A 23,759-nucleotide genomic window follows, 5' to 3' on the forward strand; every position below is an offset into this window, starting at 1 on the left:
TAGTAACCAGTTAAATGCAAAGAATCACCATATGGAAACAATGCGAGCACTAGTTGCTGCGCTGGTGGTAAACCTTGTATTTAAACTGATCGGCACGAGCAACCGAGAGTGTGTACTCCACTACCTCGTTTGACTCGTTATACGTAGTCCTGACCAAATCGAGCACAGGCGAGCCCTCGACAATTCCCAAAAGGTGGGCATCGGTGGGACGGGCTATGCTCGCATAGAACTCCTCTTCGGCCACGCGAATCTTTTGCTGAAAGTCCTGCTCAATCACATCGTAAAGCGGCTTACGCTCCAGCAGCGGTCGCTTTAGGGACAGAAATTGACGAACCGGGAGATAGCTGCGTTCGACCATCATGGGCATGTTGTCGGCAGAACGAAGGCGCTTGAGCTTAAAAATGCGATCACCGATGCGCAATCCCATATGCTCGGCCAGATTCTTATCGGCCTCCATCTCGCAAAACTCGAGAATCGTGGTCTCGGGTTCTCGACCCATCGCGCGCATCTGCTCGGTAAAGCTGTAGGACTGCATAAGATTGGTTGCTTTTGCCGAACGGTCGGTCACAAAGGTACCGCGACCGTGCTGCCGAACCACCAGTCCTAAACGCTCCAGTTCCTGCAGAGCCAGGCGTACCGTAGTGCGCGAGAGACCATAGCGCTCCGAAAGTTCGCGCTCGGAAGGAATCATGTCACCGGCGCGATATTCATGGTCAATCTTTTCGGTCAGAATATCGACCAGCTGATCGTACAGCGGTTGCTTACGCGCTCCGATCGCCATTCTATCCTCCCTTTTGCTCGAATTCGGCTAACTACCTAGGGTGTTATGCATTATCTGTCTGCCACACCCGAATCATTAAGAAAACAAAAGCCGCGCGCTCTTTCGAGCACGCGGCTTTTAACATACACATGGCTTAAGGGGTCGGGGTGTGAGCCGCGTAGGGACACACCCCTCAAGCTAGAGCCTTACCAGATGCTCGGCCAGAGACCAAGCGGGCCAGCGCCCAGGATGCCAAGGACGAAGAGCAGGAGAATGCCCTTGGTCGGGGTCCAGCTGTGCTTAGCGAACATGTAGTAAAGCAGCAGCGTAAGCATAAGCGGGACGAGCTTCGGGACGATGGTGTTGAGGGTGTCGGCAACAGAGAAGTTGACCGGATCCTCGGTAACGGTGCCGTAGGTCACGGACTCCATGCCGTTACCCAGATCGGTGACGCCGCACTCGACAGCGTTGCCGTCGGCATCGGAAGCGGTAAGGGCGTTGCCGTCCTTATCGGTCATGGCGATGGTACCGGCCTCAGCGGTCTCGGTATCGATGCCCTCCATACCGGTGAAGTTCTCGGCCTCCTTCTCGGAGACGATCACGGTAGTAGCGGAGAGGCCACGGGTGGTGCCGTTGGGGATCTGGAGGTTGATCTGGGTGCCACCCATGGTAACGACCAGGCAACCGACGACGAAGACGCCCATGATGGAAGCGGCACGCGTAAAGGCCTGCATGTTGGCAGTCAGAGCGTCAATAGCGCTGGTGCCAAGCTTGTAGGACCAGTTCATGAGCCAGAAGCGCAGAGCGAACTGGACGACGTTGAAGATCACCAGGAAGATGATCGGCGCAGCGGCGTTGCCGTTGATGGCCATGTTGGAGGTGATGCCGGCCGTGATAGGCACGAGCGTCAGCCAGAACAGGGCGTCACCGATACCACCGAGCGGGCCCATTGCGGCGACGCGGACGGCGCGGATCGTGGGGATGTCAACCTTGTTCTGCTCGAGCGAAAGCACGATGCCCATAACAAAGGTGACGAGGAACGGGTGGGTGTTGAAGAACTCCAGGTTGTGGCTCATGGAAGCCGCGAGGTCGTTCTTGTTGGTGTGGATCTTCTCCAGACCGGGGATGATGGAGTAAAGCCAGCCAGCGGCCTGCATGCGCTCGTAGTTGAACGATGCCTGCAGGAAGCAGGAGCGCCAAGCCATCTTGTTGAGGGTCTTCTGGTCGAGCTGCGGAGCAGGAGTGAGATCCTCGTAGTGCTCCGGAATCACATACTCATTAGATGCCATCTTCGAAGTCACCTCCGTCAGAAACAGCTGCACCCTTCAGCTCGGTCTGCTGCTGGAAGTCCCAGAAAGCGATGCCGAAGCCGATGAGAGCGAGGATGAGCAGAGCAGGGGTTGCCAGCGAATCGTTGGCAACGGTGATGAGCGCGAGGCCAAAGCCCATGAGGAAGAAGCCCCACATATCGCGGTTCATCATAACCTTGAGCAGGACGGCGAAGCCGACGAAGCGCATCATGCCGCCTGCAGCGGACAGACCGGTCTGCAGCCAAGTCGGGATGGCAGAAGCGATGGTCTGACCGATGGTAGCGCCAGCGATGAAGAACAGGGTGACGACGACAGCGAAAATCAGGCCGAGCAGAGCCATGGCGAAGTAGTTCAGGCGCTCGATGCCCTTGGTGTCCGCGTTGTGAGCCATGTTATCGGCCGTGGACATAAGCGGGGACATAAGCGTGAAGACCAGGGTAACGCCAAGCTGGCCAAGCAGAGCGAACGGAATGGCGAGGCCGACTGCCGCGTTGGGCTCGAGGCCCGTGGCGATAGCGAGAATGGCTGCCATGATGCCGCCGATGACGGCGTTAGGCGGCTGAGCGCCTCCGATCGGCATGTTGCCGATCGTCATGAGCTGATAGGTACCACCCACGAGAAGACCGGTGTTGAGGTCGCCAAGGATAAGACCGATGACGGCGCCGGTGACGATGGGCTGATAGAGAGACTCGAGGAAGTCAAACTGGTCGATTGCCGCGATGAACGTAACAACGAAGACCAGAGCGATCTGGATGATCGAGTATTCCATCTTGCTCCTCCTTTCAAAATGTATGTACGCACTTTGGATATCACGTACAGAACGTCAGGGTTTCACTCCTGACAACGTGGATCACGAGGATTACGAGAAGAGCTTGCTCGTGTCCTCAACAGGCGTGCTCGGAACGCGCCTGATCTCCAACTCCACCCCCAATTCCTGCAGCTCTTTAAACGCAGCGACATCCTCGTCGTTAACTGCGACGGAGGTGGCGACTTGGCGCTTTCCTTCCGACATGTGCATGTTGCCGATGTTTACCTTCTTTATAGGCACACCGCCCTTGACGAGCGTAAGCACGTCTTCCGGTGTTTCGGCCACGATGAAGATCTTCTGGCGCGGGCTCGCCTTGCCAATGACGTCGATGGTCTTCTGCAGGGAGAAGAAACGCGTAGCGACGCCGGCGGGAGCGGCCATCTTCATGAGGTTCTGGCGCATGGTGTTGGACGCCACGTCGTCGTTGGCGACGAGGATGAGGTTGGAGCCCAGAGTGGAGTTCCACTGGGTGGCAACCTGACCATGAACCAGTCGGTTATCGATGCGGGTAAGAAGAATGTTGGGTTCTGCCATGTTGATCAGCTTCCTTTCGATATTTGCTGACGACAGTTACTTGATCTCCTGAATCGCGTAACGCGAAACATCTACGACGGCTCCGGATCGGACTTTGATCTGGACCTTCTCGCCTTCGAAGCCTTTGACGGTTCCGTAGATACCGCCGGCGAAAAGAACCTCCTGACCCGGCTTGAGCTCGGTGTGCAGCTCCTTGAAGTACTTCTGCTTCTTCTTCATGTTGATTTGCGACCAGATGGTGTAAATCAAGCCCATGATGACAAGCAGGCCTAAAAGGGCGACCGAGGAGCTCAGGACGTTGGCTCCGAAATCGGCCATTAAATGCCGTCCTCGTCGCCGAAGATATCCTCTTCCTCGGAGCCGGCAACGGATGCGACCGTCTGGGCGGTGACGCCCGTCTGGCCAACGGTCACGGCCTGCTCGCCAAGCTCGGCGAGCGTGGCATTGCCGCGGAGGAACAGAAGCTCAATAACCATGGGAAGGTTGGTGCCAGTCAGAACCTCGACGTTGTCGACATCCTGGGCAATCATCATCGACTGGTTGAACGGGGTGCCGCCAAGCAGGTCGGTAAAGACAAGCACGCCATCGCACTCCTCGCGCATGGCGGTAATAGCGGCGCGGAGATCCTCACCGTAGGATGCGGCCTGGTCGCCCTCAAAAGGAACGACGGTAAAAGCAGGCTGGTCGCCGGCAACCATAGCGATAGCGCTTGCAAGACCGGGTGCGAACTGTCCATGACCGGTAAGAATAAAGCCAACCATTCAAATTTCCCTTCCGAAGGTGTGTACGATCTGAGTCCGATGATTTTCGGAAGCCAGCGGGCGCTCGCCCTTAAAGCTTCTTAGAAAGCGTTCTTTGAAGACCAGTGGTTTCTAAACTGGTAGTAACCACGTGACGTGTTGTTGTCACTATATCACCCCAGAAGAGGTCGCTTTCGTTGATTCATACGGTAAAGCGTTTTTGCACCGCTCACGGTGATAAATCGACCGTTTACCGGTCGTTAACACTTCTACCTGCGGTTTTGAAACCGTTTCGAAATGCTTTGGCAAAAAATCTGATCTTTTCCTGTGTCTAAACAACGTAGGGCGGCTAAAAATAGCGTGTAGAAAAATTGCAGGTCATTGTAAAGATATGTGAATTGGTCTTTTTGACTTAATACCAGTTAGAACCAGTTTTGAGATTATCGGTGAACGGTAGTTTTCGACCGTTCACCGGTCACTTGCAATCGTTTGCAGTTGTTTTCCCAGATGAATTAGGGAAACGCGATGGAACGCTTGCGCGGGCGCGAGGCCTATCCTATTGATTTCGGCAACAAAAAGCCCGCTAGAACGTTGTCCGTTCTAGCGGGCTTAATCAGGTGATCGGTTAGCGCGCAGTAGTGCAGGCAAACCTTACGCAAACAGGCCGTAGATGCTGATGTTGGCCTTGGCGTAGAGGCCGTTTGCATACTCGGTCCACTTGGAGCTGGCGCTCGAAGCCTGCGAGGAATACTGCTGATAAGCAGTGTAGTAGGCGGTCATGGCCTGCTTATAGGTAGCGCTATCGGCCGTAAAGGCATCGTCGGCAAAGGCCTTAGCGTAAGTGCTGTCGGCATCCTTCCAAGTGCCCTTTGAGCTATCCCACTCGTCGCCGGCAAGTTTGATGATGTAGTCGGCGTAGTCCTTGCTCGCGGTCTCCTCGTTGCCGTCAGCAGGCTCGGTCGGGGCGGTCGGCATGCTTGCGGAGCTATCGCCCACCTTCTTCTTGTAGAGCTTCTGCAGCGTCGCGGACTGACGGACGATCTGCTTGGCCTGGTCCTTGGACACGCCATACTGCGTGGCCATGGTTTTGTAGTCGGAGGTGCCGATGGAATCCTCGGCATACTGCTTCATTTCCTTGGAAGAGACGGTAATGCCCTCGTCCTCGGCAGCGTCCAGCAGAATCTGGTTGCGCACGTAGGACAGGATTACGTCGGCAGACGGAGCGGTGTAGTTGCCGTCGTTGTCCTTGACGGTGTCGAGGCTGTACTGGCTCTCGATGGCCTCGCGCGCGGTGATGTCGCTCTTCTTGCCGTTGTAGCTATAGCTTGCCACGGTCGAATCGAGCTGGTCCTCGGTCAGGGTCGCCGAGCCGACTCCCTTGCCGCCAAAGCCGCCATTGCCGATAAAGAAGCCGACCACAGCGGCAATCACGACGGCGACCACAAAGGCGGCAATCATCGTCTTCTTGTGCTTGCAAGCGTGGTCGTCCACATCGGAGTCGTCGTCCTCGTCCTGCTCCTCGGGCATGAGGTTCTCGTCGGCGGCGTCCGCGGCGATCTTTGCCTCCAGGCGAGCGTCCTCCTCCTCGGCGGTCGTACCAGCAGCAATGTGCTCGGCAGACGTACCGGAGACCAGGTCGATCTTCTCGGCCTCGTCACCGTCGGGACCTTCGCCGCGCTCGATGATCTGGATGCCGTCGATCTCGTCCTTCTCGTCCTTCTTTTGAATCAGACCCATAGTCAGCTACTCCTTATTGGGAACACAATCCCTCATAGAATACGCCCGACGAGGCGCCGGGCGTATTGATTCTTAGGTTATACGCAAACACTTAAGTACTATTTAGGCATTTGCAGTCTGCATGTCTTAGGCCAGGTGCTCAATAACGGCATCGGCGAAGGCTTGCGTACCCACCGCACCCTCGACGGAGCCGGTCTGGACACGACGTACGTCGCCGGTAACCTGCTTACCCTCGTCGAGCGTGGCGGACACGGCAGCGCGGATACGATTGGCCGCATCGTTCTCGCCCAGATGATCGAGCATCATAGCCGCAGACAGAATCTCGGCCGTGGGGTTGGCGATATCCTGGCCCGCGATATCGGGCGCGGAGCCGTGCGTTGCCTCAAAGATGGCGCAATCGGCACCGATGTTGGAACCCGGAGCCATACCCAGGCCACCCACCAGGCCAGCGCACAGGTCGCTGACGATATCGCCGTACAAGTTGGGCAGCACCAGGACATCGAAGTCATTGGGGTTTTGGACCAGACCCATGCAGGTGGCGTCGACGATCCTGTCGTTGAACTCGATATCGGGATAGTTGGCGGCCACCTCGCGCGCCACGCGCAGGAACAGGCCGTCGGTCGCCTTCATGATGTTGGCCTTATGCACGGCCGTCACCTTTTTGCGGCCGCAGCGGCGGGCGTACTCAAAAGCGTACTCCACAATGCGGCGGCTCTTGGCGATGGAAATCGGCTTAATTGAGATGGCGGAATCCGCGGCGAAGGTCTTCTGGCCCGAGCGCTCGACGAGCTGCGAGAGCTCCTCGACCTCGGCAGCGCCCTCATCGAACTCGATGCCGGCGTAGAGGTCCTCGGTGTTCTCGCGCACGATAACCAGGTCGACACCGCGGAAACGAGAGCCGTCGCCCGGCTGCGACAGGCAAGGGCGCACGCAGGCGTACAGGTCAAAGTGCTTGCGCAGGGCCACGTTGACGCTGCGGAAACCCGTGCCGACCGGCGTGGTGATGGGGCCCTTGATGGCAACCTTGGTCTCGGCGACCGCATCGAGCACGTGCTGGGGCAGCGGCGTGCCAAACTCGTCCATGACGCCGGCACCGGCCTCCTGGACGTTCCAATTGATCTGGACACCGGCAGCCTCGACCACGCGGCGCATGGCCTGCGTAATCTCGGGACCGATACCGTCACCGGGAATCAGGACTACATCGTGCGCCATAATCTGTTACTCCTCGTCTTCGGCGTCATCAGATTTTTTAACGCTAGCACGCTTCTTCTTTTTGGAGAGATCCAGGCCAAAACGTTTAACAAGCATTTCGCAAATCTCGCTCGAACGGGCCTTGAGATAGCTGCCCTTACCGTTCTCGGCATCGAACTTAAGGCGCAGCGCGAGCTTCTCGGCAACCTCGGCGTCGATCTCGCCCTGGCAAAACTCGTACAGGCAACCGAGCATGTCGCGATACTCGAGGTCGCCGTGGTAGCACTGGATGGCCTCGTCCAGGATGGGCCAAGCCTCGCGCGAACGCTCGACGCTCGTGGCGCCCCACACGCACAGCAGGCGGAAGGCAGCATAGCGCAGCGTGGAGGAGATCTCGTCGAACAGTGCGGTCTCGGCACCCTCAAAGGCATCGCCCAGCTGCTCGGGGCAGGTGGTGACGAGCGCCGCCAGGGCGTCGAGGGCCTCCCAGCGGGTCTGAGCCTCGGGGCGGTCGAGCGCCTCAATCAGCGCGGGCACGCAGGGCACGACGCGCTGCGGATCGCGCTCGGCCAGCAGATGCAGCACGCGGGCGGCAAACTGGCGGATGCGGCGCGTGGGGCAGCCGAGCTCCTTGACCAGGCGGTCGACGGCGTTCTCGTTCTCCTCTGCCAGCTGAAGCTGTGCCAGCTCCTCGTCGGTAAGCTGTTCGTCTTTGTTTTCTGCCATAGTTACCTCTTCTTACTATTTCTTAGCGTGCTTGCCAGCACCCTTGCTGTCATCGGTGACCGAGATGAGCTGTCGGTCGGCCGCGCCATTGCGACGTGCGCGGCGGCGCTCCTCAGCGTCGCCCGCGTCGGCGGCGGCGCGATGAGCCTTGTTGACGTTAAAGACCTCGTCGTGCTTGCGCCACGGACCGACGGACTCGCCAAAGCTCATCTTAAGACCGGCGATAAAGCCGCCGAGCCAGCCGATCGGCGCAAACTGCACCAGCGGGAACAGCGAAAACACCCAAGTCAGCAGGACGACTGCCGCCGCGCCTGCAAAATTGGCGATCCAGTAGTCGCGCTTGGTGATCACGCGCTTTTCGCAGGCCCACTGGCCGCACAAAAAGCCAATGTAGATCGCAAAGAGAAAGAGCACCAGCGCTAGTACCACGAACGTCCAGCTCATGGGCGCTACTCCCCGTGATGGTGGCCGCAGCAGCACTCATGGCCGTCGTCATGGCCGTGGCCGCCGCAGCACTCGTGGTCCTCGCCGTGATGGTGACCGCAACCGCACTCATGGTCGTCGCCGTGCTCGCCGCAACCGCAGCCGTCCTCGTGAGCGCCATGCTCCTCGGGACGATACTGCGACCAGTCCAGACCGGCGGCGATGGCGTCGGCCTCCTCCTTATAGAGGACCGTGATGGCCTGGGTGCCCAGCTTGGCACCACCGATGGCGTCGAGCATGTCGTAGAGCGTAAAGGCCACGTCGGCGCCGGGCAGCGCAAGCTCGCGGTCGTCGGCATAGGCGAGCGCCAAGCGCAGGTCCTTGATGAAGTGCTCGACCATAAAGCCGGGCTTGTAGTCGCCGTCGAGCGCCTTGGGAGCCAGGCTCTCCATGGCGCCGGACTTGCCGGTGCCGCCCAGGATCATCTGGCGGGTCTTCTCCAGGTCAAGGCCGCTCAACTCGGCAAATGCCATGGCGTCTGCCATGCCGACCATGCAGGCGCCCAGCGACACCTGGTTGGCGAGCTTGGCAGCCTGGCCCTTGCCGGCGCCGTCGAAGCAGCAGATGTTGGCCGCAAAGGTGGCAAGGATGTCGCGGACCGGCGCGATGTCGTTCTCGGTAGCGCCCACGATAGCCGTGAGCGTACCGGCGATAGCGCCCGACTCGCCGCCGGTGACGGGGCAGTCAAACGCCATGCGACCAGAAACCTGGGCGGCCTCGGCAATGTCGCGGGCAAGCTCGGGCGAGCTCGTGGTGAGGTCGATCAAGACAGCACCCGGCTTGGTGCACGCGAGCAGGCCGTCGCCCGCCAGGTAGAGTTCCTCGACCTCGGAGGGATAGCCCACCATGGTAAAGACGACATCGGCGTTCGCCGCGGCATCGGCCGGCGTATCTGCCCAGACGGCGCCGCGCTCGATAAGCGCCGCCGCCTTGGACTTGGTGCGGTTGTTGACCGTGACGGGATAGCCGGCGTCCAGAATGTGGCCGGCGATGGGGGCACCCATGATTCCGGTGCCAATGAATGCGACGGAGAGCTTGTTTGCCATGAAACCTTTCCTTTTGGGTTGGGTGTTGTTACCAGGTTGAATACTCGGTGCCAGCGTTTGGGCTGTGAGTCGAGGGCGATTACGGACGCAGCGCTTGCCTACTGACCGCGCACGCGGCGGGCGATACGGTCGGAAAGCGACGCCTTGTCGGCGCGGTTCTTACCCCAAAACGCGCAGCCCACCATGCCGGGGCCCACGTGCGAGCCGATGGTGGGACCCACGGAGCCGCGAATGATCGTGACGTCGGCGCAACCCTCCTCCTTGCGGATGGCGGCTTCGAGCCAGTCACCATCCTTTTCGGCATCGGCCGTCATGATGGCGATGGGCATGGTGCGATCGGGCACGTAGTTCTCGCGGAACGACTTGAGGATGGACTTGAGCGCCTTCTTGCGGCCGCGGTTGACGCCGATCAGCGACAGCGAGCCGGCCAGGTCGTAGGAGAGCTCGGGCTTGACGTCGAGCTTTGCCGTGAGCTGCGCCGCCGCGGGAGGAATGCGGCCGCCGGTAGCCAGTGCGTCGAAGCTCTCGAGCGTAAAGTAGCCGTGCACGTAGGTTTTTGCCTCGTTTGCCCAATCGACCAGCTGTTTGGCGGTCAGTCCCGCCGAACGCTGGCGCACGGCCTCGAGCGCCAAGAGCGCGCCGGTCGCGCAGGGCAGAGCGTTGTCGACCACGTAGAGCTCGAAGTTGGGATACTCGGCGCGCACGGCATCTGCCGCCTGGCACGCGGAGTTGTAGCTCGACGACAGCGCCGAGGTAAAGCACAGGTAGACCGTGGGTGTGCCCTCTTTGGCGCACTCGGTAAAGAACTCGATATAGCGACCGAGCGACACAGCCGAGGTGGACACGCGGGCACCGGCGCGCATGCGGTCGTAGAACTCCTTAGGGCTCATGCTCGACCAGATATCGTCCGTGCGCTCCTCGCCATCGATGATAAAGGGGAAGCCCAAGATATCGACATCGAGGTTCGCGGCGACCTCGGGGCTAAAGTCGCAGCAGGTATCGACGACGATGCGGCAGCGGTCAGAATGGCCGGTAGATGCAGCCTTGTCCATCAAAGCGACTCCTTACGTAAAAAGGCGGCCACCCGCATGGGATGGCCGCCAGCCGTTAACTCATGCAAGTTAACGTATTTTACTCGTCAAGTGTTTCGATGCGGGGCTTGATGATGCCATATCCACCATTCTTACGGTGATACACCACATTGATGAGGCCAGTCGTCGCGTTCTCGAACACGTAGAAGTCGTGGCCGAGCAGATCGGTCTGCACCAGCGCCTGCTCCTCAGTCATCGGGGTGACATCGATGACCTTCTCGCGGACGAGCAGGTCGTCCTCCTCCTCGGGCAGCAGCAGGTCGGCCAGATCCTCGACGCGCTCGACCGGTGCGACATCCGCTGCGCTGGCACCGCCCTGGCGGTTGTCCACGACCTTGGTCTTGAACTTGCGCAGCTGGCGAGTGACCTTATCGGCGGAGAGGTCGATGGCGGCGTACATATCTGCACCGTGCTCGGCAACGCGAATCACCGAACCGCGGACACGAACCGTAACCTCGACGATTGCCGGGTTGGGGTTCGAGGGGTTCTTCTCATAGCGAAGTACAACGTCGACCGTCATGGGCTCGATATCGAAAACCTTGAGCGCCTCGCCGATCTTCTCATCCACATGCGCACGCAGAGCATCGGTTACCGTCGTCTTGCGTCCAGAAACCTTGATATCCATACGTGGCTCCAATCTGCCTCGGGGACTTACTGTACTGGCTATGTACCCATTGCCGTGCATTTAATCACGCGGATTCCCAAAGACCCGAATAACGATTGCTTGATACCGCATACCGAAGTCTCGCACTTTTCTGTAGCAAAGTGCGCTATAGGAAGGCGTCGGCAAAGCTAGTTTTTCTCCTGGAAATCAGCTTTTACCTGCTGTTTTTACCAAAATAGAAAAGCCGGGCTCCCCTATTGGGGAGACCCGACTATGCGTGTTGAAACCATGAAGAAGCGCCTCGTTCAATGTATGGCAGACGCCACCCCTACCAATAACTAGCTATTGAGCTTGTTGATGTCATCGTCGGTGATGGTGCCTTCCTGGCTGGACGACGGGCTGTCGCCGTTGTTATCGGAGGCGTCGTCATCGGAGGACTCGGTCTCGTTGGACGTGGAGTCGGATGCCTGTGCATTGGCCCCCGAAACGGTCTTGGCGGTAAGGTCATAGGGCATTTGGCCGTACCAGACGCAGTGGACCGCCTCGAGCGTACCGTCGACCGTGATGCCGTCGAGGGCATCACTCACGGCACGGCACAGCTCACCGTTAGAGCTAAGGCCTGCGACGCCAAGCGTCGAGGGCGTCTCGAGCGTGCCGACATAGGAGATCTGGCTCATCAGGCGCGCGAGGTAACCACCGGCCGTGGAATCACAGATCACGTAATCGACCTCGCCCGACTCGAGTGCCTCGAAGCACTCGTTGATATTGGAGAAGGTCTTTTGGTTGGCGGTGATGCTCTGCTTGGCGAGCGCTTCCTGCGAGGCCGAGGAGGTCTGAACGCCCAGGGTAGCAGTGTTGAGCGTGTCGGTGGAGACACTCGGGGACTCTCCGTCACTGCTCTTGCCGAATACGGCGGGGGCGTCGTACAGACAGGTGCCAAGCGAGCTGATATCGCCGTCCGTAGACCTGACGTCGCCAATAAAGATATCGGCCTTTTTATCGCTGAGCGCGGAATCGGCCGAGGACGCATCGACAAAGGCAACCTTGAGACCCATGCGGCATGCGAGGGCACGAGCGGCATCGACCGCATAACCCGTGAGGTTTCCGTCGGCATCCTGCATGGCTTGCGGGGCATCGGACGTATCGAGAGCGACCGTCAGGGTTCCCGGCGTGACCAGGGCGTCGTCCGACACCGTGGGGGTAACGGTCTCGCGCTCGATCTGGTCGATCGTGGGCGTCGTGAACGTGGACAGTGGATTGAACGCGCATCCGCTCAGGCCCAAAACGGCAATGACCGCCGCGGCCCCAGCACCTAACCGAGCCGCGTGCATCAAGCTGCCCCTCACCATGTCCAATACCCTGCCTTCTGTGTCGTATGCGATCCGTGCCCTGCACGGGATATCGGGTTGTTCCCACCAGCTGACCTGGTATTTGACCCCACACTTGCGCACCGGGACGTTTGCTCGGGAGGCCGCAGCCACCTTCACGACTGGCCCGCTCGCCCGCGAGGCGGTATTGCCCCAAAGAAAGTAGAACGGACGGTGCGGCTTACATCTAGGACGCGCCATGATCGCGCCGCGCGCACGCGGTCGCTTACGTGGATCCCTTTGACCGCGTCTGTCTTGGACTAGGATGGACATTTCGTCCGTCCGCAACCACAGCCTGGCAGGAACGTAGCGCATTATAGCTAAGTTCAAGCTATAGTTTAAGGTTAGGGACGTTATTCGCATCGCGAGCACAGATTTCGCAGGTCGGAGCGGACCATTCGTGCCCCCATGAAGCCCGGAGCTCCCCCACGGGGAGCTCCGGGGCACCCGTCTCAGGGTGCCGTGTGCAAAAAGCGGCAAATATGAGTACTGCTACCAATTTAGTAGCAGCGTATTTCCGCCCCACGAGCCCTTTTTGAGTTCCGCACAGCCTGCTTGACGCCAAGATATTCCACATTCGTTTATTATCTCTTCGCTGAATCCAGATTATTGCCCAAGTTTCTTTGTTTTTGCTGTCACTATTCTAGTAACAGTACTCATATTTGCCGCTTTTTGCACAGGTCATATAAACAGACCCCCTATAAAGCCATAGTTTTACGCCGGCTTGAGCCCAAAGCACGCTCGGAGCGTATTCAGCAGAGCATCTTGCCTCTTTCGACGAGCCTCTACGCGATTCTGATATCGCTTACCCATACGCTGGTGGATGCGCCATGCGAGCGCTTCCATCGCTTCCACGTCGCGGAGCATTTCGTTGTTGACCGTCGCGACCTCGATTCCCATAGTAATCAAGCCCGTGTTGCGTTTTTCGTCATGGATACGTCCCCTCCGGGAGGAATGGCCCAGCTCACCGTTGTATTCCAGGTCAAACCGGGCCGTCTCCTGATACGCATCGCAAACTGCATGCGGCATCCCCGAGATTGCCTGTGCGCGGTCATCGAACTCGATCTTGCAGTCGGTCTTAAAGGGACCGCAGGCAAATCCGCCATAGGAAAACGGAAGCGAAAACAGAGCGAGCATGATGCATTCCATGGGCGAGCGCAGGTTTTCCGACAGATAGGGGCACAGACGCCGCAGCCGTTTGGCCGTGCTTCCTTTGCACGCCGCGAGGTAATCTGCCAGGCGATCGGGTGTCAGCACGGGCTCGACCTCAAAGTAACCGACATCTGGCGGCTGGTCTTTGTCCTTTGCCAATCTGTTTACGACAGGCGATGTGTAGGGAGGTAGATACTGCCCGCGATCGCTCAGCGAAATCTTGGAGCACAGTTCCTGGGCCAGGGCAAATGCCTGGATACAGCCGACTTCGCGCGCAACGGCTACGCAGAGGGCCTCGGGAGACAAGCTGTACACCCCCGGCTCCACCTCCAGAATCGAACCAACCGGCAGTCCTGCAGAACAAACGGACCAGCTTGCACCAGGCATGCGGCGACGCTGCTTTGCAGACCCCACCAGTAGACACAGGTCTTCTTGGACCTCGCCGCTCACGGCCCCGATCCTCACCAAATCGGGAAGATAGATGTCCTCGGCCGAGGGCGACGATGCGTGCAGCACACGGCGCTCTTCATCGGGATCGAGGTCCCTCCAGCTGATGTAACCCATTTGTCGGCGCTCGGCGCGCATCATGCGCAGCGCCGAGGTGCCGGTCAGGATTACGGAGGAAGCCAGTTGCTCGCTTGTCGGCTCGTCACGCCGCGCTATCTTCACTGCCACAAAACCACCCCCTACCAAACGCGTGCGATAGCGAGGCCATCAACGGCCGCGGCACCGGCACGCTTGAGCTCCGCCGAGGCCGCTGCCATGGTCGCGCCCGTGGTAATGACATCATCGATGAGCAGCAGACGGCGGCCGCGCACATCCTCGATCGTCTCGTACATGCCCCGGGCATGCTCCCGGCGCTCATCGCGACCGAGCTCTCGCTGGTCACCATGACCGTATTTGACCAGGGCGTCCAGCAACGGGACACCCGAAAGATCGCAAAACGAGCGCGCGATTGCTTCCATATGGTCGAATCCACGCCGCCGAAACGCTGCCGCAGTCGCGGGCACAAATACCACCGCGTCGGCGCCGGACAGCACACTGCCGTAGCGATCGGAGGCTGCCACCTGGGCATGCAAGGCGGTGTCGTAGAGTAGCTCCGCCAGATACGGTGCCAGACGGCGCTCGCCCGCATCCTTGTACGCCTTGATGATGCGCGGCAGCGGATGTGCATAGACGGCACACGCCAGGCAGCGATCGAGCGCCTCGGCCATTGCCGAAGACGTGCCCTCGACCGAGCACTCGGTGCACAGCAAATCCCCAAACGGGGCGCCGCATCGGATGCAGCTATGGCACGGATCGATGAGCACGAGCAACGCCAGACAATCCTGGCAGATCAACGCACCGGAACGCTCGCAGCCAGCGCATCGCGTGGGCGACAACGCCTCAAGCGCCTCGTACGCCGCGCGCTCGGCAAGCGGTAGCAATTCATCCGCAAACGGTAGGACACCTGCACCCTGCAAGCGAGTCAGCACGTTCAAATGCCTCTTCATGACACAACCCTCCCTACGCGAAGGCGAAGGGAGGGTTGCCGGTGTAGAGCCATGATACCCAGAGGTGCTGGGGTCAGACAGGTTGCATCCGTTTACGGGCGCTATTCGCCGGTAGGCGGTTGCGGTGCGGACGAGGTGTGGGTCGAGCCTTCGCCACCGTCCTGGCGCGGCTTGCGGGAGCGACGGCGGCGGCGACGCTTTTGACCCTGGTCGGTCGAGCCCTCGCCACCGCGATTCTCACGCGGTTCGCACTCGTCGCGAGTGCCGCCGTGCGAAGCCTTGGCGGCAGCTCCTCCGCCATCGCCGGGGCGACGGCGCGTGACCTTGACTTCGCCATCCGAAACCTGATCGGCCACAGAAGGAACCGAGGGCTTCTGCTGCGTGCCCGAGGAATGGCGACGACGCGGACGTGACGCGCGCTCCTCCTCGCCACGCGGCTTGCCAGCCTTGTCGGCAGGCGCGTCGGAACCCGAGCCACCCTTGGGAGCGGCACCGGCCTCGCGAGCGGCTGCGGCGCGGAAGGCGTCCTCGCGCTCCTCGCTCGACAGGTGACGGCGACGACGGCGCGTGGGGTTCATGCCACCGCCGCGGTTTTGCTGCTGGGGCTGCTGAGCCTCGCGCTCGCGGGAAGCGTTCTTACCCGCGGCCTCGCCATTGTCGACGGACGCCGCGCGCTTGCGGCGGCGACGGCCACCAGCTGCCTCCTCGGCCTCGGGTGCCTCGGCCTTGCCGCGGCCCTTTCCACGGCCACGGCCCTCGCCCTGGCCCTGAGCAGCGCGAGCATCGGATTCGGCATCGCGACGACGGCGCTTGGGCATCGATGTGCCGGCCAGACGATCGGCACTCGACAGGCCATCGCCCACGTCAACGCCGTTCTCGCGATCGAGTTCCATGAGCGCCAGGCGCATCTCGGGCGACTCGATGCGCTCGAGCACATCGCGCGTCACACAGTCGGGGCGGCAGTTGCAGCCCTGTTCGGCGGCCTTCTTTTTGCAGCCCTCCGAGCACGTCATATCGGCCAGGTTGACCTTAAAGACCTTGCCGTTCTCCAGGCGCAGCACCAGCTGCTCACGCGGCGTGTCATATTCCTGGATACGCGCCTTGCCAAGCGGCGTATCGATGAGCGTCTTCTTTTTGGGCGCACGGCTCTTAAAGTCCTTGTACGCCTCGAACTCATAGCGCAGGCAGCACATCAGGCGGCCGCAAACGCCACTGATCTTGGACGAGTTGAGCGGCAGGTCCTGCTCTTTTGCCATGCGAATCGAGACGGGCTCAAACTGTCCGCCAAAGCGCGTGCAGCAGAGCTCCTGTCCGCATTGGGCATAGCCGCCCACAAGGCGGGTCTCATCGCGCACGCCGATCTGACGCATGTCGACGCGAATGTGCAGCGTCGAGGACAGGTCCTTGACGAGCTGACGAAAATCGACGCGCTCCTCGGCCGCAAAGTAGAACACGGCCTTCTCGCCGCCAAACAGGTACTCGACGCCGACCGGCTTCATCTCGAGGTCGAGCTCTTTGACGAGACGGCGGAAATCAACCATCGCCTCGTCGCCCTGGATGGCTAGGTCGTCGGCAAGCTGCAGGTCGATGTCGCTCGCCACGCGCAGCACGGGCTTGAGCGGCTGGCCGATCTCATCTTGCGGCACCTCAAAGGGATCGGCCGTGACCAGGCCGATCTCGGTTCCGCGCTCGGTGGAGCAAATGGCATAATCGGCCTCGAGGATATCCAGATCCTGCGGGTCAAACCACAGGTCGCGCGAGGCGTAGGTAAACTTAACGGGTACGACTAACGGCATTTCAGTGCCTTCCTGATATCGAACAGCATGACCTCGATGGCCAGCTGGGGAGTAACGTTTCTGGCGATGTTGCGCTCGGCGGTCGCGACCGCCTCGAGCGCCCGGGTGGCACCCGCAACATTCGTCGCGGCGGCAAGCCGACCGATCGTGTCGCGCACGTCTTCGTTCACGACGTCGGCCGCCTCGTCCTGAAGTGTCAGCAGCACGTCGCGCATGAGCGTCCGTGCGCTCGCCAGCGCTTCCATGATACCCGAACGCTCGCGCGCGTTGAGTTCGCGCTTGTTACGGTCCTCAAGCTGCTTCAATGCTCCACGCGACAGGTAGTCGGCGTTTTGCTCGAGCACCTTTTCCTGTGTTGACTTGACCTCGGCGAGCGGTGCCTTAACGGCGACGATGAGTGACTTGGCGCGACTGAGCACATCGGCCTCGTCGGCGGCGATGAGCGAATCGATGGCGCGGACCATCTGGCGGCGAGCATCCTGGCGCTCGGCGCTCTTAAGGAACTCGATGCCGCGTGTGGGGCTTCCCGCCACGGCGACCGCCATGCGGCAACGCGCGAGGTCCTGACCCGTCGCGCGGCTCACGGCACGCGCGGCCACGGCGGGCGACACCAGGCGAAACGGCACGCACTGGCAGCGGCTCACGATGGTGGGCAGCATCACGTCTGCCGAGGTGCCCAGCAAGATGAACATAACGCCATCGGGCGGCTCCTCGAGTGTCTTGAGCAGTGCGTTGGCGGTGTTGGCGCGCAGCTGCTCGGCACGGTCGATGATGTAGACCTTGGCCTTGGCGCGGATGGGCGCCAGCGGCACGTCATCGAGCAGCTCGCGGGTCTGGGCAATGAGGTAGCCCGTGGCGCTCTCGGGCGTGTAATAGTGCACGTCGGGATGCGTGTGCCGAGCAACGCGTACGCAGCTGTCGCATGCGCCACAGCCGTCCTGCTCGCACAGGAAGGCCTGGGCGAGCGCCCATGCGGCATCGAGCTTGCCGGCACCGGGAGCGCCCAAAAACAGGTAGGCGTGCGATGCGCGGCCGCTGGCGACGGCGTTGGTCAAAAAATCGCGCACGCGCTCTTGGGTGTCGAGCTTGGCCAGCAGGCTTGTCTGCGCGGGGGCCATGTTACTCAGCCTCCTGGGCAAGCGCAGCGGCGACGGCATCCTGGGGGATGTCGAGACCGTACGCACGAACCAGCTCGACCGTCTGCGCGAAGACGTCTGCGATCGACGCAGTGGCGTCGATGAGCTTCACGCGGTCTGGCTCCTCGGCAGCAATGGAACAAAATCCCTGATAAACGCGCTCCTGGAAGGCCATGCCCTTTGCCTCCATGCGATCCGCCGCACCGCGGGCCGCCATGCGCAGCGCCGCCTGCTCGGGCGTGATGTGATAGACGAGCGTGAGCGCCGGATGCGTACCGGTGACAGCCAGGTTGTTGGCATCGCGCACCATCTGACGGTCGAGGCCATCGGCAAACGCCTGGTAGCAGGTCGTGGAATCGTAGAAACGGTCGCACAGGACCACCTTGCCGGCAGCGAGGGCGGGAGCTATGACCTCATGCACCAACTGAGCGCGTGCCGCCTCGTAGAGCAGCAGCTCGCAGGTGTCGCCCATCGCCGTATTGGCAGGGTCGAGCAGCAGGGCGCGGATCTTTTCGCTGATGGCGGTACCGCCCGGCTCGCGCAGGCTCACAACCTGGTAGCCAGCGAGCTCGAGCGCACGGGCAAGTAGGCGCGCCTGCGTGGACTTGCCGGCGCCGTCGACGCCCTCGAGCGTGATAAAGCTATGTTGAGCGGGCTCAAAAGCCATGGGCGCAGCCCCTTCCTACAAGGCGCGTAAATGCAGATATATCAACCAAGCCATGATACCCCAGCGTCCGGCGCGTCCCCAATGGCTAATGGTGCCTTTCCGAAGTTGCGGTGAAATAGGGACTGATTGAAGCTCTGAGACCGCCAAACAGTCCCTATTTCACCGCAACTTATGATGGGGAATTTTGGACGCTGGGTATAATCGTCGTATTGCATTGAAATGTGGCGAAAGGAGTGGCAATGTCTCGGTATTGCGCCTCGTGCGGCAAACTTCTTGCAGATGATGCCAAGTTCTGCACCTCATGCGGTGCACCCGTTGAGCAGACAACCGCAAGCAATGGCCAACCCGCGTTTGAGCAGACCGGCTTCCTCGATACGCCGCAAGCTAAGCCGGACGACCCCCTCGCCTATCGCCCCGACCCCGCCGCCAGCCCCGCAGCGGTCGAAACGACGCAGCGCATACCCGTCGCGGACACCCCGCCCCAACAGCAACCGGCATCTACGTACGCGCCTGATTCACCGCAGGCCCCCGCCGCCAAAAAGAGCAGCACCAAGGCGCTTATCGCCGTTATCGTTGTGCTCGTGGCAATTATCATCGCCTTGGTCATCTTTTTTGTGATCAAGCCTTTCGACAACGCCGCCACGCAAACGACTGCCGAGATTACTAAGCTGCACCATGATGTTGACGATGATGACCTCAAGCCTCTCGACGACCCCAATAGCCTTTTTGACGATGACGACGATGATGACGAGGATGGCAGCCAGGCGACCCTCTCCGAGCAAAACCTCTACCGTCACCTGAGCGAATACTACGATCAGCTCGAAGATCTCGATAGCCAGGTCCGCGCCTGCGCACAGGCCTTCAATGGCAGCTATCTGGAAGAAGATCGCACCGCCCGTCAAAATCTCGCCGACGTCGCCGAGCGCACGGAAGACACCATCGAGCAGTACTACGATATCGTCGAGGACCTGGACGTCCCCATGAGCTCTAAGAATTACAGCTCCTGGAAAGACATCGTTGCCTTGTATGACGACCTGGACAACCGCATCGGCGCGATCTGCGATGCCTGGGAGATTAGCCTAAAGTACGTAAAGCCCGCGGACCATAAGGACGAAATCGTGGCGCCGCTGGCACGCGACAACGAGCCGGGGACCAACAGCAACAAGTACCGTCAGGACTTTGAGGACCGCTATCCCGGCGCCAAGCCTGTCGAAGTGAAGTAATCCCAACAACTGATCAAAACTTGCGGTGAAATAGGGATTAATTAGGCCTTTTGCCAGCAAAAACAGTCCCTATTTCACCGCAACTTAGAAGTGGGGCCGGGCGCGCATTTGCATTTGCGCGCCCGGCCCCACCGTGTCTATATGTGCTCGGTTACTTGTCGGCGGCCGACTTCTTGGTGGTCGTCTTTTTCGCGGCAGTCTTCCTGGCGGTCGTCTTCTTGGCAGCAGTTTTCTTTGTCGCCGTGGTCTTCTTCGCCGTGCTCGCCTTGGTCGCAGTCTTGCGGCCACGGGCGGGCTTCTTCTCCTTGGTCGGGCAGTCCATGTTGACGCAGATACGCCACGGACCGCGCGCCGTGTTGACCACCACGATGGGGGCGCCGCACTCGGAACAGGTCTCACCCGTCGCCTCGAGTTTGCCACGCGCCGGCAGCGGATAGCTCACGCCGCAATCGTCATAGTTGGTGCAGCGGATAAAGCGCTTGCCGCTCTTCTCGCTCTTGTGCGCAATCAGATCGCCATGGCGTCCGGCCTCGGCACACACCTTGCACTCGCCCACCTTAAGGTCGGGCTCGTAGTTAGTGGGGCATGTGGGGTTCACGCAGATCTCGAAAGCCTTCTGGCGGAACGGCTGGCACTTAATGCGCGGTGCGCCGCATTCGGGGCACACGGCAGCCTCGCCCTCGAGCGGGCTTACCTTGACGCCGCTCGGCACCGGATAGGTCACATCGCAGTCGGGCCAGCCCATGCAGCCGATAAAGCTACCGCGGGTCTTGGCGCTCGTCTTCATAACCAGGTCCTTGCCGCACTTGGGGCAGGCGCCCACGCGCGCATCGGCCGTGACGGCATCGCTGATGGCGTCGCCCAGCTCCTGCGTGTGCTTGAGCAGCTCGTCGAGCACGCCGGCCAGCAACGCGCGCGAGTGCGTCACGACATGCTCTTCGGTATCCTCGCCGCGCTCCACGCGGGTCATGTCGCCGTCGAGCTCACTGGTCATATCGGGACTCGTGATGCGCGGGGCAAACTGCGACAGTGCATCGATGATGGCGATACCCAGCTGGCTCGGCTCCACGGGATCGTTTTTGAGGTAGCGCACGGCGTACAGGCGCTCGATGATGCTCGCGCGCGTGGACTTGGTACCCAGGCCGCGCTTCTCCATCTCCTGCACGAGCTTGCCCTGGCTGTAGCGCGCGGGCGGCTCGGTCTGCTTGGCCTCGAGCTTAATGTCGAACACATCGACCGTGTCGCCCTGCTCCAGCGGCGGCATCTGCTCGTCGCGCTTGAGTCCGTACGGGTACGCCTCGCGGAAACCCGGGGTCACGAGCACATCGCCCGAAGCCACGAACGGCTCGCCGTTCACGTCGAGCTCGAGCTTAGTGTTTTCGATGGTCGCGGGACCCATAAGCGTCGCTAGGAAGCGGCGGGCGATGAGGTCGTAGAGCTTGCGCTGGCCGCCGTCGAGCGTGGACGGATCGCCCTCGCCCGTAGGATAGATAGGCGGGTGGTCGGTGGTCTCGACCTTGCCGCGCGTGGGCTTCATGGGGCCGGCGAGCACCTTTTTGCATACGGGCGCCAGCGCCGGGCTGATCTTTGCCAGGTCGCTCACCACGGCGCCCAGATCGAGCGTCGCAGGGTACACGGTATTGTCGACACGCGGGTAGCTGATGAGACCGGCCATGTAGAGGGACTCGGCGATGCGCATGGTACGCGCAGGTGAGATGCCCTCGGCTGCGGCGGCAGCCTGCAGCGAGGTGGTCGCAAACGGCGTGGGCGGCTGCTGCTTGCGCGAACGCTTGGTCACCGCGGCGACGGTTGCCGTCGCAACGCCGTCGACATGGCCGTACGCCGCCTCAGCAGCATCCTTGTCGGTAAAGCGCGCCGTCTTGTGCGCAATCTTAAAGCGGTCGTCCTCGGCAGCACCCTGTGCGGCGCCCATGCCGCGGATCTGCCAATAGTCCTCGGGCACAAACGCCATGCGCTCGCGCTCGCGCTCGACCACCAGGGCAAGCGTCGGCGTCTGCACACGGCCGGCAGAGCGCACGTTACCAAAGCCGCCAAACTTGGCGAGCGTCAGGTAGCGCGTGAGCACCGCACCCCAAATGAGGTCGATGTGCTGGCGGCTCTCGCCGGCGTCGGCCAGATTCTGGTCGAGCGAGACGAGATTATCGAAGGCCTGCGTGATCTCGGCCTTGGTAAACGAAGAGTACTGGGCGCGGGCAACCGGCAAGTCCGGCGCCACCTCGCGCACCTTGTTAAGGGCGTCCGAACCGATTAGCTCGCCCTCGCGATCGAAGTCCGTGGCGATAATGACGCTATCAGACTTTTTAGCGAGGTTCTTGAGCGAACGAATGAGTTCCTTCTCGGCCGGTAGCTTAATGACGGGCGCCCAGGTGAGGTAAGGCAGGCTCTCGAGTTTCCAGCCCTTGATTGAGATGCCATCGGCAAGAAACGGCTTGCGCTTGGTGTCGTAGGGCGGACGCGCCAGGCCATCGGGTATGTCGGCCGGCAGCATCTCGCCGTCCTCGGTGACCGAATACCAGCCCAGCTTTTTATCGAACAGCACGCTGTCGCAAAAATCGGGCGCTAGGATGTGACCGGCAAGGCCGATGGTCACGCACTCCTCGCCCTTCCACTCAAAACGGTAGATGGCGGTGTTGTACACCTTGTCCTTTTTGGGCTTGCCCGTGGACAGACGCTCGGCGATCTGACGCGCGGCGTCGTTTTTCTCGGCGATGATGAGCTTCAAAAGAGGCTCCTATCTCGTATCTCTGCGGCTACGCCCGCCCGTATGGCGGCCGACTTACGCCCTTGCTTGCTCAATCTGCCCGATGAGCCAATCGCACCAGGCATCCATGCCCTCGCCCTTGCGCGCGCTCACGGCAAACCGCGGCGCCTGCGGATTGAGGTCATCGAGTGTCTTAGTATACCTATCCATGTCAAAATCGAAAGCCGGAGCCACGTCGACCTTGTTGAGCAGCTGCGCGCCAGCGTGCTGGAAGATGCCCGGGTACTTGATGGGCTTGTCGTCGCCCTCGGGCACCGAGAGGATCATGATGGACAGGTTCTCACCCAGGTCAAAGTCGACTGGGCAGACCAGGTTACCCACGTTTTCGATAAAGATGACATCGATGTTATCGAGCCCAACGGCCTGGTCGAACGCGTCAACGGCCTCCATGATCATATTGCCCTCAAGGTGGCACAGGCCGCCCGTGTTGATCTGGATGGCGGGCATGCCGGCTTCCTTCATGGTAATGGCATCGACATCCGAGGCGATGTCGCCCTCGATGACGGCGCAGCGCAAGCCGGCCTTGTCGCGCAGGCGCTCGTTGGTGCCCAGAATCGTAGTGGTCTTGCCCGAGCCAGGGCTCGACAACACATTGATCACATAGGTGCCTGTCTCATCAAATCGCTGACGTAGCTGATCTGCCAGGCGCTCGTTGCGCGACAGGATCGGCGACGCGATATCAATCGTTTTCTCAGCCATACTTAGCGCTCCTTAATTTGGCCCCTTTATACCCCATCACCAGATGGCTAGCGGGCTAATCGTCGGGGGTTTCGATTTCGATACTTGCGATGTCGAGCTCGCGGCCGTGCAGCAGGCGCACGTTGGCGCCGCCACATTGGGGGCAGCGGCAATGGAAACGGTCGTGATCGAAGACCTCTCCGCAGTCCAGGCACTCGCTTTGTGGATGGACTTCCTCCACGGCAAGCTCGCAGCCGCGCGTGAGCGGGTCCTCGTCGCGAAACGTCTCCCACGCAAAGTCGAGCGCCTCGCGCACGACCTCGGTCATATCCCCGATACGCAGCGTTACCAAAACGGCGCGCGAGGCCCCCGCCCCACGCGCCGCGCGAATCACTGTATCGAGTATGCCGTTGACAATGCCAACCTCGTGCATAC

General features: G+C 60.8%; 23 protein-coding genes. 1 reads left to right on the forward strand and 22 read right to left on the reverse strand.

From position 1 onward, the window contains the following. Positions 1 to 49: 49 nt before the first annotated feature. From NBH09_RS05100 to tmk, 19 genes are all read right to left on the reverse strand, one after another. Positions 50 to 781 (reverse strand): GntR family transcriptional regulator, encoded by a 732-nt coding sequence (locus NBH09_RS05100; protein WP_022094608.1) that lies wholly within the window; start codon positions 779 to 781, stop codon positions 50 to 52. 185 nt (positions 782 to 966) lie between these two features. Continuing rightward, a complete protein-coding gene (locus tag NBH09_RS05105) occupies positions 967 to 2,049 on the reverse strand; it encodes a PTS system mannose/fructose/sorbose family transporter subunit IID (protein ID WP_055251210.1) in 1,083 nt (360 codons plus the stop codon). Next, complete coding sequence (locus tag NBH09_RS05110; RefSeq protein WP_022094610.1) at positions 2,039 to 2,839, reverse strand: PTS mannose/fructose/sorbose/N-acetylgalactosamine transporter subunit IIC; 801 nt, start codon at positions 2,837 to 2,839, stop codon at positions 2,039 to 2,041. Before NBH09_RS05110 ends, NBH09_RS05105 begins: the two co-directional genes overlap by 11 nt. A 90-nt stretch (positions 2,840 to 2,929) precedes the next feature. Beyond that, a complete protein-coding gene (agaV, locus tag NBH09_RS05115; RefSeq protein WP_022094611.1) occupies positions 2,930 to 3,412 on the reverse strand; it encodes a PTS N-acetylgalactosamine transporter subunit IIB in 483 nt (160 codons plus the stop codon). Between the two features lie 36 nt (positions 3,413 to 3,448). After that, entirely contained in the window at positions 3,449 to 3,730 is a 282-nt protein-coding gene (gene yajC, locus NBH09_RS05120; protein WP_250787259.1) for a preprotein translocase subunit YajC, read from the reverse strand. Continuing rightward, positions 3,730 to 4,173 (reverse strand): PTS sugar transporter subunit IIA, encoded by a 444-nt coding sequence (locus tag NBH09_RS05125; RefSeq protein ID WP_035137680.1) that lies wholly within the window; start codon positions 4,171 to 4,173, stop codon positions 3,730 to 3,732. Before NBH09_RS05125 ends, yajC begins: the two co-directional genes overlap by 1 nt. Positions 4,174 to 4,803: 630 nt before the next feature. After that, positions 4,804 to 5,889, reverse strand: coding sequence for a hypothetical protein (locus NBH09_RS05130; RefSeq protein WP_250787260.1), 1,086 nt, complete (start codon positions 5,887 to 5,889; stop codon positions 4,804 to 4,806). A gap of 126 nt (positions 5,890 to 6,015) precedes the next feature. Next, positions 6,016 to 7,101 (reverse strand): isocitrate/isopropylmalate dehydrogenase family protein, encoded by a 1,086-nt coding sequence (locus tag NBH09_RS05135; RefSeq protein WP_250787261.1) that lies wholly within the window; start codon positions 7,099 to 7,101, stop codon positions 6,016 to 6,018. Between the two features lie 6 nt (positions 7,102 to 7,107). Next, positions 7,108 to 7,806 carry a HEAT repeat domain-containing protein gene (locus tag NBH09_RS05140; protein ID WP_250787262.1) on the reverse strand — a complete coding sequence of 233 codons (699 nt, stop codon included), beginning with the start codon at positions 7,804 to 7,806 and terminating at the stop codon, positions 7,108 to 7,110. Between the two features lie 15 nt (positions 7,807 to 7,821). Next, the gene (locus NBH09_RS05145; RefSeq protein WP_055310425.1) at positions 7,822 to 8,250 is read right to left on the reverse strand and encodes a hypothetical protein; all 429 of its coding nucleotides are present in this window, start codon (positions 8,248 to 8,250) and stop codon (positions 7,822 to 7,824) included. A gap of 5 nt (positions 8,251 to 8,255) precedes the next feature. Then, complete coding sequence (locus tag NBH09_RS05150) at positions 8,256 to 9,335, reverse strand: NAD(P)-dependent oxidoreductase (RefSeq protein WP_138340216.1); 1,080 nt, start codon at positions 9,333 to 9,335, stop codon at positions 8,256 to 8,258. A gap of 98 nt (positions 9,336 to 9,433) precedes the next feature. Next, entirely contained in the window at positions 9,434 to 10,387 is a 954-nt protein-coding gene (locus tag NBH09_RS05155; protein WP_250787263.1) for a DegV family protein, read from the reverse strand. 79 nt (positions 10,388 to 10,466) lie between these two features. Then, positions 10,467 to 11,051 carry a ribosome hibernation-promoting factor, HPF/YfiA family gene (hpf, locus tag NBH09_RS05160; protein ID WP_055310422.1) on the reverse strand — a complete coding sequence of 195 codons (585 nt, stop codon included), beginning with the start codon at positions 11,049 to 11,051 and terminating at the stop codon, positions 10,467 to 10,469. Positions 11,052 to 11,368: 317 nt separating this feature from the next. Beyond that, on the reverse strand, positions 11,369 to 12,379 hold the full coding sequence (locus tag NBH09_RS05165; protein WP_250787277.1) for a substrate-binding periplasmic protein: 1,011 nt from the start codon (positions 12,377 to 12,379) through the stop codon (positions 11,369 to 11,371). Positions 12,380 to 13,111: 732 nt separating this feature from the next. Further along, a complete protein-coding gene (locus tag NBH09_RS05170) occupies positions 13,112 to 14,224 on the reverse strand; it encodes a hypothetical protein (RefSeq protein ID WP_250787264.1) in 1,113 nt (370 codons plus the stop codon). Positions 14,225 to 14,235: 11 nt separating this feature from the next. Then, positions 14,236 to 15,042, reverse strand: a complete 807-nt coding sequence (locus NBH09_RS05175; RefSeq protein ID WP_250787265.1) for a ComFC family protein — start codon at positions 15,040 to 15,042, stop codon at positions 14,236 to 14,238. A 101-nt stretch (positions 15,043 to 15,143) separates the two neighbouring features. Beyond that, complete coding sequence (locus tag NBH09_RS05180; protein ID WP_250787266.1) at positions 15,144 to 16,838, reverse strand: PSP1 domain-containing protein; 1,695 nt, start codon at positions 16,836 to 16,838, stop codon at positions 15,144 to 15,146. Further along, positions 16,829 to 17,956, reverse strand: coding sequence for a DNA polymerase III subunit (locus tag NBH09_RS05185; RefSeq protein ID WP_250787267.1), 1,128 nt, complete (start codon positions 17,954 to 17,956; stop codon positions 16,829 to 16,831). Before NBH09_RS05185 ends, NBH09_RS05180 begins: the two co-directional genes overlap by 10 nt. A gap of 1 nt (position 17,957) precedes the next feature. Next, a complete protein-coding gene (gene tmk, locus NBH09_RS05190) occupies positions 17,958 to 18,641 on the reverse strand; it encodes a dTMP kinase (protein ID WP_055310417.1) in 684 nt (227 codons plus the stop codon). Between the two features lie 239 nt (positions 18,642 to 18,880). Here tmk and NBH09_RS05195 point away from each other — a divergent pair, with 239 nt between their 5' ends. After that, positions 18,881 to 19,864 (forward strand): zinc-ribbon domain-containing protein, encoded by a 984-nt coding sequence (locus NBH09_RS05195; RefSeq protein WP_250787268.1) that lies wholly within the window; start codon positions 18,881 to 18,883, stop codon positions 19,862 to 19,864. A gap of 151 nt (positions 19,865 to 20,015) precedes the next feature. On the opposite strand, the gene NBH09_RS05200 is transcribed toward NBH09_RS05195, so the two are convergent. Genes NBH09_RS05200 through hypA form a run of 3 tightly spaced genes read right to left on the reverse strand, consistent with a single transcriptional unit; the run spans position 20,016 to position 23,757 of the window. Next, entirely contained in the window at positions 20,016 to 22,607 is a 2,592-nt protein-coding gene (locus tag NBH09_RS05200; protein ID WP_250787269.1) for a DNA topoisomerase I, read from the reverse strand. 54 nt (positions 22,608 to 22,661) lie between these two features. Next, positions 22,662 to 23,345, reverse strand: a complete 684-nt coding sequence (gene hypB, locus NBH09_RS05205; protein ID WP_250787270.1) for a hydrogenase nickel incorporation protein HypB — start codon at positions 23,343 to 23,345, stop codon at positions 22,662 to 22,664. Between the two features lie 55 nt (positions 23,346 to 23,400). Next, positions 23,401 to 23,757 (reverse strand): hydrogenase maturation nickel metallochaperone HypA, encoded by a 357-nt coding sequence (hypA, locus tag NBH09_RS05210; protein WP_022093859.1) that lies wholly within the window; start codon positions 23,755 to 23,757, stop codon positions 23,401 to 23,403. Positions 23,758 to 23,759 lie beyond the last annotated feature (2 nt).

Origin of the sequence: Collinsella sp. BG-O-102 (assembly GCF_023656745.1) — a bacterium.
Lineage (GTDB): Bacteria > Actinomycetota > Coriobacteriia > Coriobacteriales > Coriobacteriaceae > Collinsella.